Genomic DNA, 16,499 nt, shown 5'->3' on the forward strand with positions numbered 1-16,499 from the left:
AACTTTCTCCGCTCGACTTGCATGTGTTAGGCACGCCGCCAGCGTTCGTCCTGAGCCAGGATCAAACTCTCAATTTAAAGTTTAATCATAGCTTACTTACTTAGTAAGTCTTTTTTCAAAAGAATTGCTGGTTTAGTTTAAGTCTAGTTTTAGACTTTGTTTATCTTCTCTGTTTAATTTTCAAAGACCAAGTTTTTGTTGCCGCTCATTTGCGACTTCTTTATCTTATCACTTGCAAACTTTCTTGTCAACATTTTTTTTAATGTTTTTTTGTTTCCTTACGATTTTGCATCGCTGTGACGATGTTTATCTTACCATTTTAAAAGTTCATTATGATATTATTACAAAGTGATTACAAAGCACTAATATGATTTTTCTATTTATTTCTCTTATTTTCTAACTCTATCCTATAATGACACACCTGGTTATGTTTTCATTATACAAAGCACTTTTAAATCTAATTAACCTTTACTTAAAGCTAAACAACTAAATTTAGCTTATATAAAATTTGTTCAAATCCTTAGAGTCTTTTATAAAATATCTATGAAATTAAAATTATGTAGTTCTAGTTTTTACTCTAAATAGATTTTAAATCTAAGTAGTTTTAATCATTAATAATTCACTATTATCTAATATCACTATCTTTGTATTAGGATTAACTATAAAATTCAATTCTTACACTAAATATAAATTCTAAATAACTCTATATATTTTAATTTTTGTACATTTCAATTAAAAACAATTACACATTCACGCCAACTTTTTTTATACCTACAGCATTTTAAATAAATTGCAAAGAAGTTATTTCTGAATGGAGCTACTTTATTTTTAAAACAAAAGAAAGTTATTAACCGAATCTTTTTTTAATTTCTTTTACATATCAGTCTTTTTAAACATATAAATACAAACCTCTATGTGAGCAAAACTTTATTGCTTACTGTTTTATAAATATTTAATAAACCTAGTAAAACATCTGAGGTATAGTAATTTAAAAACTTCACCTATACAAATATATAAGCTTTTTAAAAATAAAAAAAGATAAAAAGATAACTTTTTAAAAAGTTACGCCTAGAATGCAGTTTTAAATATATCTTAGTAAAAAACAAAAGATCTTAAAATTATTTTTAGAAGCAAAATTTTTTATACTTTCAAACCAATGAAAAAGGACTATCTTAATAATAATTCTATAAGATAGCCCTTAAATATACTTTTATTCTATTGAATCTTATTCTTGATCATCAGTATTTTGATCTTCTTCTGCTCTCTCAAGTAATTCATTTAAACTATTATCTTCACTAGATACTACTGGAACTTCTTCTAGCTCTACAGCTACATCACTTCCATCAGCATCATCATCCGAAGATTTTTCAGTGTATGGTATTTTTGCTACAGCAACTACCTTTTCCTCTTCTCCGGTTCTCATAAGAGTAACACCCATTGCAGATCTACTTGTAACTGATATATCAGAAACATTAATTCTTATGGCAACACCACTACTATTTATAAGCATTAATTCATCATCAATCTTACATATAGTAGCACCAACTACTTTACCAGTCTTCTCAGCCAATTTATAAGTTATTAATCCCATTCCACCTCTATTTTGAACCTTATATTCAGATACAGGTGTTCTTTTACCAAATCCATTTTCACTTATTACTAGCACATCTTCATCATCAACAGCTATATCCATACAAACTGCCATATCATCTTTTCTTAGATTCATAGCCCTTACACCTGAAGCTGTTCTTCCCATTGGTCTTACATCTTGTTCATTGAATCTTATTGCATAACCATTTTGGGTAACTATCATTATGTTGGCATCTCCATAAGTTACTTTTGCCTTTAGAAGTTCATCTTCTTCTCTTAAACCTATAGCTATTAAACCATTCTTTCTTATATTTTGGAATTCACTAAGTGGAGTCTTTTTAACTAAACCTTTCTTAGTTGCCATAAATAAGAATCCATCTTGATTCATATCCTTTATAGTCAAGACAGTGTAAATTCTTTCATCTTGCTCTAAAGGTAATATGTTTATAAGATTCGTTCCCTTTGCAGCCCTTCCTGCATCTGGTATCTCATAAGCCTTAAGTTTAAACACTTTACCTCTGTTAGTAAAGAATAATAAATTAGTATGAGTTGAGGTTATGAACACATTCTCTACAAAATCATCTTCTTTTGTAGTCATTGCCTGTATTCCCTTTCCCCCTCTTCTTTGAGCAGAGTAAGTGTCTGCTAATATTCTCTTAATATAACCGCTATGAGTTAAGGTTATAACAACTTCTTGTTCTTGAATTAAGTCTTCATAGTCTATTTCATTCTGATTCTTAGTAATTTCAGTTCTTCTTTCATCAGAATATCTAGCTTTTATTTCAAGAAGTTCTTCTTTTATGACACTTAGAAGTTTTTCTTCACTTCCTAGTATATCATTTAAGTAGTTAATAAGTTTCATTATTTCATTATACTCTTCTTCAATCTTATCTCTCTCTAATCCAGTAAGTCTTCTAAGTCTCATATCTAAAATTGCTTGAGTTTGAACATCAGTCAATCCAAACTTTTCTCTTAATTCATTTCTAGCAATTTCAGTAGTCTTAGAATTTCTTATTATGCTTATAACTTCATCTATGTGATCAAGCGCTATTCTTAAACCTTCTAATACGTGAGCTCTTTCTTGAGCCTTGTTTAATTCAAATACTGTTCTTCTTGTAATAACTTGTTTTTGGAATGCTACATAGTGAACCAGTACCTGTTTTAGATTCAAAACTTGAGGTTCATTATCTACTAGAGCTAACATTATAACACCAAAAGTATCTTGCATCTTAGTATGTTTATATAATAAGTTAAGAACTACATTTGGATTTGCATCTCTTTTAAGTTCTATTACTATTCTCATACCATCTCTGTCTGATTCATCTCTTAAGTCAGAGATACCGTTTATCTTCTTATCTTTTACTAAGTCAGCAATATTCTCTATTAACTTCGCTTTATTAACTTGATAAGGTAGCTCCGTAACAATAATCTTATGTCTGCCTTTTTCTTCTTCTATGTTAGCTTTAGCTCTTACAACAACTTTTCCTTTACCAGTTTCATAAGCTTCTCTTATACCTGAAAGCCCCATTATTGTTCCTGCGGTAGGGAAATCTGGCCCCTTTATATGTCCCATAAGCTCTAGTATAGAACTTTCTGGGTTATCTATAAGCATTATTGTACCATCTATAACTTCCCCTAGATTATGAGGAGGTATGTTAGTAGCCATACCAACAGCTATACCAGATGATCCATTTACCAATAGATTAGGGAATCTAGATGGAATAACAATAGGTTCTTGCTCTTCACCGTCAAAGTTATCCATAAAATCAACTGTATTCTTATTTATATCCCTTAGCATTTCAACTGCTATCTTGTTCATCTTTGCTTCTGTATATCTCATTGCTGCTGCTGAATCTCCATCAACAGAACCAAAGTTTCCATGACCATCTACAAGCATATATCTCATGGAGAAATCTTGCGCCATTCTTACAAGAGCATCATAAACTGATGTATCACCGTGTGGATGGTACTTACCTAAAACTTCTCCAACTATTCTTGCACACTTTCTATAACCTTTATCTGGTGCCAAACCAAGTTCATGCATAGAATAAAGTATTCTTCTATGAACTGGCTTCAAACCATCTCTTACATCTGGAAGTGCTCTACCTACTATAACACTCATAGCGTAGTCTATATAGCACTTTTTCATTTCGTTTTTTATGTCAACTGGAAGAACTTTTCCCTCGTTATAATTCATGTACTTCACCTCTTTTAGTACTAAACATCTAAATTGCTTACATACTTAGCATTTTGTTGGATAAACTCTCTTCTTGGATCAACCTTATCACCCATAAGTATTGTAAATATCTCATCTGCAGCCATTGCATCTTCAATTGAAACCTTAAGAAGAATTCTTCTCTCAGGATCCATAGTTGTATCCCAAAGCTGGCTAGCATTCATTTCGCCAAGACCCTTGTATCTTTGTATACCTACAGAATTATCCTTACCGCCAATCTCCACTAATTTATCCTCTAATTCCTTATCAGAATATACATAATAATCTTTCTTAGCCTTAGAGATTTTAAAAAGTGGTGGTTGAGCTATATATACATGGCCTTGATCTACAAGTTCTCTCATGTATCTGTAGAAGAATGTTAACAGCAATGTTCTTATATGAGCACCATCAACGTCAGCATCTGTCATTATTATTATTCTATTGTATCTCAACTTCTCAACATCAAAATCTTTTCCTATACCACCACCAAAAGCAGTTACCATGGAACGTATAGTATCAGATCCTAATATCTTATCCAATCTTTGCTTTTCCACATTCATTATTTTACCTCTTAAAGGTAAAATAGCCTGGAACCTTCTATTTCTTCCCTGCTTAGCAGAGCCCCCTGCAGAATCTCCCTCAACTATGTATATTTCGCACTCTAACGGATCCTTAGATGAGCAATCTGCAAGTTTACCTGGTAAAGTTGACCTTTCAAGAACTGACTTTCTTGTAAGTTCTCTTGCTTTTCTAGCTGCTTCTCTTGCTCTTTGAGCAAGTAATGATTTTTCTATGATAACTTTTCCAACTGCAGGATTTTCCTCTAAGAATTCACTTATACCTTCTCCAGCTATACTATCAACAACACTTCTAACTTCACTATTTCCAAGCTTAGTCTTAGTTTGGCCTTCAAATTGTGGTTCAGATATTTTAATTGATACAACAGCGGTTAAACCTTCTCTTATATCATCACCGGATAAATTTTTTTCATTTTCTTTTAGATGACCAAATTTCTTACCATAGTCATTGAATACTCTTGTTAATGCAGCTTTAAAACCAATAAGATGTGTTCCACCTTCAACTGTATCTATGTTATTTGCAAAAGAGAACATGTTTTCATTATATCCATCATGATATTGTAGAGATACCTCAACAACTATGCCGTCTTTAACACCTTCAACATATATTGGTTCATCATGCAGTACTTCCTTGTTTCTGTTTAAGTAACTTACAAAAGATTTTATACCACCTTCGTAAAAGTAATTTTCACTTTTTCCGTCTCTTTCGTCTGTAAGTTGTATATTTATCCCTTTATTTAAGAAAGCTAGCTCTCTTAACCTTTGAGATAAAATCTCAAAATCATATACAGTTTCCTCAAAAATTTCATGATCAGGCTTAAAATGAGTTTTTGTTCCCTGTCCGTCATCTTCACCAATCTTGGTGAGCTCACTAGTAACATTTCCCTTTGAGTAAGTTTGCTTCCATACGCTTCCTTCTCTAGTTACGGTAACTTCACATAATTCAGACAAAGCATTAACTACAGATGCACCTACTCCATGTAATCCACCTGATACCTTGTATCCTCCACCGCCAAATTTACCACCAGCGTGAAGAACTGTCATAATTACCTCAACAGTAGATTTTCCCATCTTAGGATGTATACCTACAGGCATACCCCTTCCATCATCAATTACTGTTATTGAATTATCTTCATGTATATAAACTTCTATATTTTTGCAATAACCAGCAAGAGCTTCGTCTATACTATTGTCTACAATTTCATACACAAGGTGATGAAGACCTCTTGAACTAGTACTACCTATATACATTCCTGGTCTCTTTCTAACTGCTTCGAGACCTTCTAGTACTTGAATTTGACTTTCATCATAAGTCTGTTTATTTTGTTCCACCACTCAATTCCTCCTAAAATTTAATAAACTAAATAATACAAAATTAGATATCGGACGATTTATGGCGTGTAATCTATATCCGTTCTTTTTGTAAGTGTAGATGAGGATATTGGAGAAAGATATATCTTACTTTTCTTATCCACTTCAGCAATTACAAAAGACTTGGGTTTATCATTAGTTATTCTTTCTACAAATCCATCTTCTTCTGCCATCCTTAAGAATTGGCTAGTATCACTACTATACATAGTAGTTTGTATATCAAAAATACCAATAACATCTTTGATTGGAACCACAACATTTTCACCTAAGTGTAAAAACAATTAAAACTCCTCCTCTATGTTAGAATTATTCCATCCTGAACCTTAAAAACCCTAGCTTTTTCATCTAGGTAATCAGTTAAATCTTCTATTCCAGTGCAAGTTATAACAGTCTGTATCTGCCCTATAGAAGTTAAAACATATCTTTTTCTATTAAAGTCCAACTCAGAAAGCACATCATCTAAAAGTAAAACTGGGTATTCTCCGGTTATATCTTTTATAATTCTTAGTGATGCAAATTTTATTGATAACACAGCTGTTCTTTGTTGCCCTTGAGACCCATAACTTTTGGCATCTATATCATTAATCAAAATCAAGAAATCATCTCTATGTGGGCCAATAGAAGTAAGTCTTTTTTCTATATCCTTACTTCTATTTTTCTCTAGCCCTTCCAAAAAAGACTTTTTAATATCATCAAAGTTCTTAATACTAGATAAATACTTAAACTCTATTACTTCCTTACCAGATGTTATTTCGTTATGTACAATCTTGCCATGCTCGTTGAGCTTATCTATATACTTAATTCTTTCTTTAACTATGTATTCTGCGAATTCACTAAGCTGTAAATCATATATGTCTAGCATAGATACATCTACTTTTTTTTGCTTTAAAACGGTATTTCTCTCGTTTAATATCTTGTTGTATTGAACTAAACTATAGTAATACTTTTTATTTAATTGAGAGAGCTCCATATCCAAAAACTTTCTTCTTATTCCAGGGCTTTCTTTTACAATCTTTAAGTCTTCAGGAGAAAACATAACAACATTAAAGACACCTACTAATTCTCCAACCTTATTTATTTTAATTGAATTAACCTTAATAGCTTTTTTACCATCTTTGAATATATTGATATCGATTCTTTTATCTATTCTCTCTTTACCTACACTTAAGCTTATAAACGATTTTTCTGAATCCCAATTAACAAGTTCCTTATCTCTATTGGTCCTGTGAGATTTAGCAAAGCCACAATAGTACATAGCCTCTAATATGTTCGTTTTTCCTTGAGCATTATCTCCCATAAAAACATTAACATTTCTTCCTAGATCAATAGTTATATTTCTATAATTTCTGTACTCAAGTAACATAATCTTTTTTATATACATATAAGCACCTATTTAATTATACCACATTTATTAATAGCATATCTTATTTAAATATTACTAAATTATTTTGTAGTCTTCATTATCAAATGTAATCACATCGTTTATTCTAAGCTTTTTTCCTCTTTGAAGACATACCTCTCCATTTACAAGTACATCGCCTTCTTGAACATAAATTTTAGCTTCTGCTCCAGTTGAAGCAGCTCCACACCACTTTAAAAACGCATCTAATTTTATAAATTCAGTATCAATTCTAATTTCATTCATTGTATTGTTAAAGTTTTAACTATAATATTTTTCTTTGTGATTTCTCACAAAAGGGTATATCACAGAAAAACTACTCCTTATTTTTATTTAACTAATCTTACTGGCACTACTAAGTATTTACTATTTTCATTGATTTTATTTTTTATAACACACGGAGATACACTACTAGTAAGTTCAAGCACAACTTCATCTTCTTCCATGTTTTTAAGAACATCTAATAGGTACTTCGAGTTAAATGCAATTTGTATACCTTCACCTTGCATATTTACAGATATCTCTTCTCTAACTTTTCCCAATTGAGAATTAGATGTTATCACCATTGCATCATCTTGGATATCTAATTTAATTAAATTACTATTTCCTTCTTTAGCCATCAAAGATGCTCTTTCTATACTATTTTGTAAAGATTGTTTCTTTACAGTAACACACATTTTATATTCTTGAGGAAGAATTGAATTATATTGAATAAACTCTCCTTCAAGTAATCTTGATATTATCTTAGTCTGACCTAAGTTAAATAATATATGATTTGTAGTAAATGTTATGTTAACTAAGTCTTCACTATCTTCTAGTATCTTAGCAACTTCATTTAAGGTCTTTCCTGGAATTACCGCATTTATAGTATTTTGTGAATCAACAATTTCTCTTCTTAATGCTAATCTATATCCATCTAATGCAACTAAATTTAAATAGTTATCCTTAACTTCAAACAATATTCCTTGAAGTATTGGTCTTATTTCATCTTGTGCGATTGCAAAAGATGTTCCTTTTATCATGTTTTTTAATTGATTTTGAGGAACTGAAAAAATCATATTTTCATTAATATTTGGTAAACTAGGAAAATCATCTGAACTCATATAAATTAAGTTAAATACTGATTTTTGGCAAGTTATTTGAATTACACTATTATCAAGTGTTTCTATCTTAACCTCATCATTAGGTAATTTTCTAATTATTTCTCCAAATATTTTAGCATCTACAACAATTGAACCTTTTTCTATAATATCTGCTTCAAGCTTTGTTTCGATACTTACATCTTTATCAGATCCAATAAGAGTTATAGTATTGCTATTTGCATTAATATAAACACCTTCTAATATAGGCATTGTTGATCTTCCTGTTATAGCCTTTTGAACTATTGAAATAGAATCTTGTAGTTTACTTTTATCACATATAAAAATCAAAGTAAAAACCTCCTTAATTAATTAACAAGTAATGATGTATAGATATATATAAATAAATAATTAATTACAGTAATAATAGTAGTAGGGGCTGGGGATTTGTTGAAAAGTACCTCTAGCCTTTTAAATAAGCCAAAAAACAGTAAAAAAATACTGTGGATAAGTTGTTATGGATTTTGTAACTTATCCACATTATTCACCGAGCATCATTCGAATTTAAGTTATCCACAGTATATTATAAAGTTATTATGTACAGATGTTAATTATTTTTGAGTCAGCTTCTTTGTTATGTCATTTACTGTATTTTGAAGAACTTCATCTGACTTTAATCCGCCTGATATCTTTTCATACGCATGTATTACAGTGGTATGATCCCTTCCTCCAAATTCTTCACCTATTTTAGGAAGAGACATATCTGTCAACTTTCTTGAAAGGTACATTGCGATTTGTCTAGGATAAGCTACATTTCTAGTTCTTCTCTGAGATTTTAAATCTTCTACTCTTAAATTAAAATAATTTGAAACTGTTTCTTGAATCAATTCTATAGTAATATGATTTCCTTGTTTGTTAGATATAATGTCTTTTAATGCTTCTGAAGCAAGATCAACAGTTATTTCTCTATTTGTTAATGAAGAATATGCAACTATTCTTATAAGTGCACCTTCAAGTTCTCTTATATTTGACTTGATTTTTGTAGCTATGTAGACCATAACTTCATTAGCTACGTTTAATTTTTCAACATCAGCCTTTTTTTTCAATATTGCCATTCTTGTTTCAAAATCAGGTGCTTGAGTATCTGCTATAAGTCCCCATTCAAATCTTGATCTTAATCTATCTTCTAATGTAGGAATTTCTTTTGGTGGTCTATCTGAAGATAAGATAATTTGTTTGTTAGCTTCATGGAGTGTGTTGAATGTATGGAAAAACTCTTCTTGAGTTCGTTCTTTTCCTGCAATAAATTGAATATCATCTATTAGAAGGACATCTACATTTCTATATTTATTCCTAAACTCTTCATTAGTGTCGTCTTTTATAGCATTTATTAATTCATTAGTAAATTTTTCAGAAGACACATAAACTACTTTAGCTTTAGGATTATTCTTCAGTATATAATGGCCAATAGCATGCATTAAGTGCGTTTTTCCAAGACCAACTCCTCCATATATAAATAAAGGGTTATATGCTTTGGCTGGAGATTCCGCTACCGCAAGGGATGCTGCATGGGCAAACCTATTACTATTACCTATTACGAATGAATTGAAAGTATATTTAGGATTTAAGGTAGCAGACATTTCATCATTAACGCTAACCACAGTATTATTAGAAGCTTCTTCTTTACTTGGTGTAGCTGAAATGGTTTTTTCTTCCTGAAGCTCGGACTGGATTAGGAATTCAATATTATATTTTTTAGAAGAAACAAGTTTGATTGCCTGCACGAAAAGAGTTTTGTAGCGCTTCTCTATTATATCTTTTGTGAAATCATTTGGGACACTAAACTTTATTGAATCTGAATCCATAGATATAGGTTCGCAACTCTTTATCCAAGTATTAAAACTTACCTCAGACATCTCACCCTTCATTATATTCAATGTTTTTTCCCACATTTGGTTTAGTTGGGCATCCATTTCCTATCCTCCAGTCAAAAAATTTTTTATTAGCAATTTCTAGTAATAACAGTTTATTCACAAAAATATAAACACCCTATTAAGATGATTGACTATGTAAATAAAATTATTCACATGTTGATAACTATGTTAATAATTTTAATCATAAAAAGTTATCAACATATGTTAATATATATTAAATAACACTATCAACAGCAGTATAATAATAGAAAAAGGGCTAAAAATATATAATGTATAAACCACTTATATACACAAAGCAATAAGTTATGCACAGACTTATCAACAGTTGTGGATAAGTATTAGTGGGTTAACAATTTATACACAGCCACCACTTAATCATATCATAAAGAAATAAGCCTGTTCAATAACTTATCCACAAAAAATATATTGTATTATAAAATTATCAACAACTATTGATTTTCTTGACATAAGAACACTTGAAATATATAATTAAAAAGTAAATCTTAAAATCAATAAGATTCAGTGACAGAATAGTTTTTTACTATAAAACATAATTAACTGAAGGGGGTGTATTATAGATGTTCATGACATACCAACCTAAAAAGAAACAAAGAAAAAGAGAACATGGCTTCAGAAAGAGAATGGCTACTGCATCAGGTAGAACTGTTCTTAAGAGAAGAAGACAAAAAGGTAGAAAGAGATTGACAGCATAAGGGCCGCTTTAGTGGCCTTTTTCTGCAACTGCAGAAAAAAAAGGAGAATATCGAAGCTATGGCAGATCAAAAACTAAGAAAGAACATGGAATTTAGAAATGTGTATAGACGAGGTAAATCCTTTGCTAATGATTTGCTTGTATTATATATATATAATAATAGAAGAAACAGAGATGAAAAAGGTACACCGTACAATAGGGTAGGAATTTCTGTTAGCAAAAAAGTCGGAATTAGCGTAATTAGAAGTAGAGCTAAGAGATTAATAAGTGAAAGTTATAGATTGAATAATGAGAATATAAAAAGAGGAAATGATTTAGTGTTCATTGCAAGGGTAGCCATTAATGAGAAAACTTATTGGGATGTCCAAAAAGCTATGATCAACTTATTTAATAAGGCAGGTTTAATAAAAAATGAAAAGGGTTTTAATTCTAATAATAAGATTCTATAGAAGATTTATTTCACCTTTAAAAAGACCTTCTTGTATATATTACCCTACTTGTTCTCAATATGCAATTGAAGCGATACAAAAGTATGGATCCTTAAAAGGTGGATTCATGGCTATAAAAAGAATATTAAGATGCCATCCATTTCACGAAGGCGGATATGACCCCGTGAAGTAAGAGAGTGTAGGAGGTTAGAAATTTGTTACAACCAATAGTTAATTTCTTAACTAATATTTTTACAGCACTACATAGTTTCGTACTTAACATAGGTATTACACATGTAGGTACATCATATGTTTTAGCTATCTTTATATTAACTGTAATAGTTAGGTTAATATTATTACCTCTAAACATAAAACAAATTAGATCACAAGTTAAGATGCAAGAGGTTCAGCCTATAGTTCAAGAGATGCAAAAGAAATACAAAAATGATCCTCAAAAAGCACAAATGGAAATGATGAAGATTTATAAAGAGAATAATGTAAGTCCTTTTAGTGGATGCTTACCATTATTAATTCAAATGCCTATTTTATTTGCTCTATACGGAGTATTTACTAGTATAAATGTACAGGGTGCTTCTTTCCTATGGATACCTAACCTGTATGCGAAAGATCCATTCTATATATTACCTATTCTATCAGCTGCAACAACATATTTATCATCATATTTATCAACTAAGACTACGGTTAATACTAGTCAACAAGGTGGTATGAATATGGGGTCAATGAATATCGGAATGTCGCTTATGATGGGATTTATGGCATTAAACTTTAGATCAGCATTAGTTCTTTATTGGATAATGGGTAACTTAATTCAATTAGTTCAAACTTATTTTTTAGTTATAAGACCAGCTAATAAGAAGAAAGCATTAGCAAGTTAATATATATATTGTATTTTAATACTAAGCTTTTAGTATAATAAGGTGGGTGACTAGGGTATGCAGAAAACTTTAGAAATTACAGGAAAAACTGTAGAGGAAGCTCTAAAGAATGCTCTAAAGGAATTAAATGTTACAGAAGATAAAGTTGAGTATAACATTGTTGATGAGGGGAGCAGAGGTTTATTTAATTTTATAGGAAGTAAACCTGCTAAGATTCTTGTTACAGTTAAGCGTGATTATGTTCTTGAAGCGAAGACATTTTTAAGAAGTGTTTTAGATTCAATGGATATAAAAGCTGAAATAAGAATAAAAGAAGATGATAATGTTTTGAATATCAATCTTTTAGGTCCTAAAATGGGAGTTATAATTGGCTATAGGGGGGAGACATTAGATTCTCTACAATATCTTGTTAGCCTAGTTGTTAATAAAGGCCATGATATCCCATATAAGAGAGTAGTTCTAGATACAGAAAATTATAGAGTTAAAAGAGAAGAAACATTAAAACGCTTAGCAGATAAAACAGCCTATAAGGTTAGAAAGTCTGGCAGACCATTTAAACTTGAACCTATGAATCCATATGAGAGAAGAGTAATTCATTCTGCTCTTCAAGGCAACCAAACTGTATATACATACAGCGAGGGAGAAGAACCATATAGAAGAATAGTAGTTGATATAAGAAGAGAAAAATAGGAAAGCCATTTAGGCTTTCTTTTTGATTTACTTTTTTTTAATATGTTTTGACTAATAAAGTTTATTTTTGTAAAATAAATATTAGTTTTAAAGATATACTAGTTCAAATAAGACGTAAATAAAGGTTCTTAACATTATAAGAATTTTTATTTATAAATTTTTATAATGTTAAGAATTTATACTGTTTATTCGGGTTTTATTGATTTTATTAGTTGCCCTGAAACAATAGAATCTGATAATTTTGTAAAAAGTTAATAAGTCATTGAAAAACGGATATATTAGAGGAGATACTATAATTATAAATTTAATAATGAGGAGGACAGCATGAAAGAATTTGATACAATTGCTGCTGTTGCAACTGCACTTGGTGAGGGTGGGATTTCTATTATAAGAATTTCTGGTAATAAATCACTAGATATAGTATCTAAGATTTTTAGAGGAAAAAGCAATTTAAGTATATTAGAAATGAAGCCTTATACAATGAGGTACGGTAATATAGTAGATTCAAAACAAGAAATAGTTGATGAAGTAATTATAAGCTACATGAAAGGGCCTAAGAGTTTTACTGCTGAGGACACTGTAGAGATTAATTGCCATGGTGGAGTGACGTCAACTAATAGGGTATTGCAAGAAGTTATAAAATCAGGAGCAAGACTTGCTGAACCTGGAGAATTCACAAAAAGGGCGTTTTTAAATGGTAGAATTGACTTAACTCAAGCAGAAGCGGTTATAGATATAATACGAGCTAAAACAGATTTATCTATGAAATCAGCTATGATCCAGAGTCAAGGAGTGCTTTCCCGGGAAATAAATTCTTTAAGAGAAAAACTACTAAATGTGTTAGCACTTATTGAATTTGCTGTTGATTTTACTGAAGATGACGAAGAACCAGATGCTTCTATACCTATAAGAGTTGGTGAAAATATCCAATCAGTAATAAATGAAGTTAATAGGTTATTATCTAGTGCAGATGAGGGTAAGATTATAAGAGATGGTTTAAGTATGGTTATTGTTGGAAAGCCTAATGTAGGGAAATCTTCTCTTTTAAACACTCTTTTAAGAGAAAAAAGGGCTATTGTTACTAATATACCTGGAACTACTAGAGATGTAATTGAAGAATACATTAACTTAGATGGAATACCTATTAGAATTATTGATACTGCAGGAATAAGAGAAACAGAAGATGAAGTAGAAAGAATCGGAGTTCAGAGATCAAAGGAAAAGATAAATGAAGCTGATATTATAGTATTTATGGTTGATGCAAGCAGAGGCTTGGATAGCGAAGATAGAGAAATATTAGACTTCATAAAAGATAAAAAATATATAACTCTATGTAATAAAATTGATTTAGATAAGAACATAGCAACTAATGATTTAGACGTTCTTAGTAATTCGATAGAAATATCTACAGTTACAGGGTATGGAATTGATTCTTTAAAAGATAAGATAAAGGATATGTTCTTTAAAGGTCATATAGATAGTGAAAGTGTAATTATAACTAATACTAGACATAAGCAGGCGCTTTATAGAGCTAAGGAAAATTGTGAAGTGGCTTTAAATCAAGTTAAAAATAATGAATATCTAGACTTGATTTCTATATACGTTACAACTGGTTTAAGAGCTCTTGGAGAGATTACCGGATCAGAACTTGAGGAAGATTTAGTAAATAAAATCTTTTCAGATTTCTGTGTTGGAAAATAGGAGATGAAAATGAAGTATTTAGCTGGTGAATATGATGTGATTATTATAGGTGCAGGCCATGCTGGTTGTGAAGCGGCACTTGCTTCCGCTAGAATAGGATGCAAAACTTTAATTTGTACTATGAATCTTGATAGCATAGCACTAATGCCATGTAATCCTAATATTGGGGGAACTGCAAAAGGACATCTAGTAAGAGAAGTTGATGCGTTAGGTGGAGAAATGGGAATAAATATAGACAATACATTTATTCAATCCAGAATGCTTAACACATCTAAGGGTCCTGCAGTTCATTCACTTAGAGCTCAAGCTGATAAAAAGAAGTATCAGCAAAGAATGAAAAGCATTCTAGAAGATCAAGAGAATTTATACATAAAGCAAATTGAAGTTGTAGAGATAGATGTAGAAAATAATAAGGTTATCGGAGTTCAAACTAAAAATGGTGCTTATTTTAAGACCAAAGCTGTAGTTGTTTGTACGGGTACTTATCTAAAGTCTAGAATTATAATTGGTGATGTAAGTTATAATGGTGGACCAAATGGACTTTTCCCAGCCAATGATTTGTCTAAAAGTTTGCTAGATTTAGGGATTTCACTAAGGAGATTTAAAACAGGAACTCCTGCAAGAATAAATAAAAGATCTGTAGACTTTACGAAGATGGTTGAGCAGCCAGGTGATACAAGAATTGTCCCATTTTCTTTCATGAGCGATAATATAGATAGAGAACAAGTTTCTTGTTGGCTTACATATACTAATAGTCAGACTCATGACATAATAAAAGACAATATACACAGATCACCAATGTATAATGGTTCTATTGAAGGTGTTGGACCAAGATATTGTCCTTCTATTGAAGATAAGGTTATGAGATTCCAAGATAAGCATCAACATCAGATATTTATAGAACCTGAAGGTGAAGATACTGCTGAGATGTATGTAGGTGGAGTGAGTTCGTCTTTACCAGAAGATGTTCAAGTGCAGATGCTTAGAACTATTAGCGGACTTGAGAATGTGGAAATGATGAGAACTGCATATGCAATAGAATATGATTGTATAGATCCAACTCAACTTAAGCCATCTTTAGAGTTTAAAAATATACAAGGACTTTTTGGAGCGGGGCAGTTAAATGGTAGCTCTGGATATGAAGAAGCTGCTTCTCAAGGAATAGTAGCTGGAATAAATGCAGCTCTTAAAGTTAAGGGAAAAGATCCTATGATTTTAACTAGAAGTGATGGATATATAGGTGTTTTGATAGATGACTTAGTGACTAAGGGAACAAGTGAGCCTTATAGAATGATGACATCTAGAGCAGAGTATAGATTATTATTAAGACAGGATAATGCTGATTTAAGATTGACTGAAATCGGACATAATGTTGGTTTAGTCACAGAAGAAAGATATAAGAGATATACTGAAAGAAAAAACAATATAGACTCTGAGTTAGAGAGACTAAAAAAATTACAAATAACTAATAAGCAAGAAGTTAATCAATTTATTGAATCATTAGGTTCAGCAGAGCTTAAAAAGCCTATAAGCATGTATGAGCTTATAAAAAGACCTGAATTAGATTATTTTTCAGTTGCAGAATTAGATAAAGAGAGACAAGATTTACCGTATGATATAGGTGAGCAAGTTAATATAATTTCCAAATATGAAGGCTATATAGAAAAGCAGCTAGAGCAAGTTGAACAGTTTAAAAAGTTTGAAAACAGGCAAATACCTGAAGATATTGACTATGGTAATGTTAATAGCTTAAGAATTGAAGCTGTACAAAAATTATCTAAGATACGTCCAATAAGTATAGGTCAGGCATCTAGAATATCTGGTGTTTCTCCTGCAGATATATCAGTCTTACTTATACATTTAGAAAGCCTTTATAGGAGAAATACTAAGGCGGAGGAAATTTAGT

At 30.9% G+C, this 16,499-nt stretch carries 14 protein-coding genes and 1 rRNA gene; 7 read left to right on the top strand and 8 right to left on the bottom strand.

The genetic code is table 11. From position 1 onward, the window contains the following. From J3477_RS19170 to dnaA, 8 genes are all read right to left on the bottom strand, one after another. Window positions 1–77, bottom strand: a 16S ribosomal RNA gene (locus J3477_RS19170); the annotation flags it as partial. A 1,148-nt stretch (window positions 78–1,225) separates the two neighbouring features. Next, entirely contained in the window at window positions 1,226–3,787 is a 2,562-nt protein-coding gene (gyrA, locus tag J3477_RS19175) for a DNA gyrase subunit A (protein ID WP_206871557.1), read from the bottom strand. Window positions 3,788–3,807: 20 nt separating this feature from the next. Beyond that, window positions 3,808–5,715 (bottom strand): DNA topoisomerase (ATP-hydrolyzing) subunit B, encoded by a 1,908-nt coding sequence (gyrB, locus tag J3477_RS19180; protein WP_206871558.1) that lies wholly within the window; start codon window positions 5,713–5,715, stop codon window positions 3,808–3,810. A gap of 59 nt (window positions 5,716–5,774) precedes the next feature. After that, window positions 5,775–6,035, bottom strand: a complete 261-nt coding sequence (gene remB / locus J3477_RS19185; RefSeq protein ID WP_128210850.1) for an extracellular matrix regulator RemB — start codon at window positions 6,033–6,035, stop codon at window positions 5,775–5,777. Window positions 6,036–6,049: 14 nt separating this feature from the next. Further along, window positions 6,050–7,135, bottom strand: a complete 1,086-nt coding sequence (gene recF, locus J3477_RS19190) for a DNA replication/repair protein RecF (protein ID WP_206871559.1) — start codon at window positions 7,133–7,135, stop codon at window positions 6,050–6,052. A gap of 57 nt (window positions 7,136–7,192) precedes the next feature. After that, window positions 7,193–7,399, bottom strand: coding sequence for a S4 domain-containing protein YaaA (gene yaaA / locus J3477_RS19195; protein ID WP_206871560.1), 207 nt, complete (start codon window positions 7,397–7,399; stop codon window positions 7,193–7,195). Window positions 7,400–7,482: 83 nt separating this feature from the next. Further along, a complete protein-coding gene (gene dnaN, locus J3477_RS19200) occupies window positions 7,483–8,583 on the bottom strand; it encodes a DNA polymerase III subunit beta (RefSeq protein ID WP_206871561.1) in 1,101 nt (366 codons plus the stop codon). Between the two features lie 260 nt (window positions 8,584–8,843). Next, window positions 8,844–10,205, bottom strand: a complete 1,362-nt coding sequence (gene dnaA / locus J3477_RS19205; protein ID WP_206871562.1) for a chromosomal replication initiator protein DnaA — start codon at window positions 10,203–10,205, stop codon at window positions 8,844–8,846. 539 nt (window positions 10,206–10,744) lie between these two features. Here dnaA and rpmH point away from each other — a divergent pair. The 7 genes from rpmH to mnmG all read left to right on the top strand — a co-directional run bounded on the left by rpmH (window position 10,745) and on the right by mnmG (window position 16,498). Next, window positions 10,745–10,879 carry a 50S ribosomal protein L34 gene (gene rpmH, locus J3477_RS19210; protein WP_128210855.1) on the top strand — a complete coding sequence of 45 codons (135 nt, stop codon included), beginning with the start codon at window positions 10,745–10,747 and terminating at the stop codon, window positions 10,877–10,879. A gap of 58 nt (window positions 10,880–10,937) precedes the next feature. Further along, the gene (gene rnpA / locus J3477_RS19215) at window positions 10,938–11,327 is read left to right on the top strand and encodes a ribonuclease P protein component (protein ID WP_206871563.1); all 390 of its coding nucleotides are present in this window, start codon (window positions 10,938–10,940) and stop codon (window positions 11,325–11,327) included. Then, window positions 11,290–11,499, top strand: a complete 210-nt coding sequence (gene yidD / locus J3477_RS19220) for a membrane protein insertion efficiency factor YidD (RefSeq protein ID WP_206871564.1) — start codon at window positions 11,290–11,292, stop codon at window positions 11,497–11,499. Before rnpA ends, yidD begins: the two co-directional genes overlap by 38 nt. Before the next feature lie 22 nt (window positions 11,500–11,521). Further along, a complete protein-coding gene (gene yidC, locus J3477_RS19225; RefSeq protein WP_206871565.1) occupies window positions 11,522–12,202 on the top strand; it encodes a membrane protein insertase YidC in 681 nt (226 codons plus the stop codon). A gap of 57 nt (window positions 12,203–12,259) precedes the next feature. After that, a complete protein-coding gene (jag, locus tag J3477_RS19230) occupies window positions 12,260–12,892 on the top strand; it encodes an RNA-binding cell elongation regulator Jag/EloR (RefSeq protein ID WP_183279574.1) in 633 nt (210 codons plus the stop codon). A gap of 324 nt (window positions 12,893–13,216) precedes the next feature. Further along, window positions 13,217–14,593 (top strand): tRNA uridine-5-carboxymethylaminomethyl(34) synthesis GTPase MnmE, encoded by a 1,377-nt coding sequence (gene mnmE, locus J3477_RS19235; RefSeq protein ID WP_206871566.1) that lies wholly within the window; start codon window positions 13,217–13,219, stop codon window positions 14,591–14,593. 9 nt (window positions 14,594–14,602) lie between these two features. Then, a complete protein-coding gene (mnmG, locus tag J3477_RS19240; RefSeq protein WP_206871567.1) occupies window positions 14,603–16,498 on the top strand; it encodes a tRNA uridine-5-carboxymethylaminomethyl(34) synthesis enzyme MnmG in 1,896 nt (631 codons plus the stop codon). Window position 16,499: the final 1 nt, after the last annotated feature.

This window comes from Clostridium zeae (genome assembly GCF_017312485.1).
Lineage (GTDB): Bacteria > Bacillota > Clostridia > Clostridiales > Clostridiaceae > Clostridium_AR > Clostridium_AR zeae.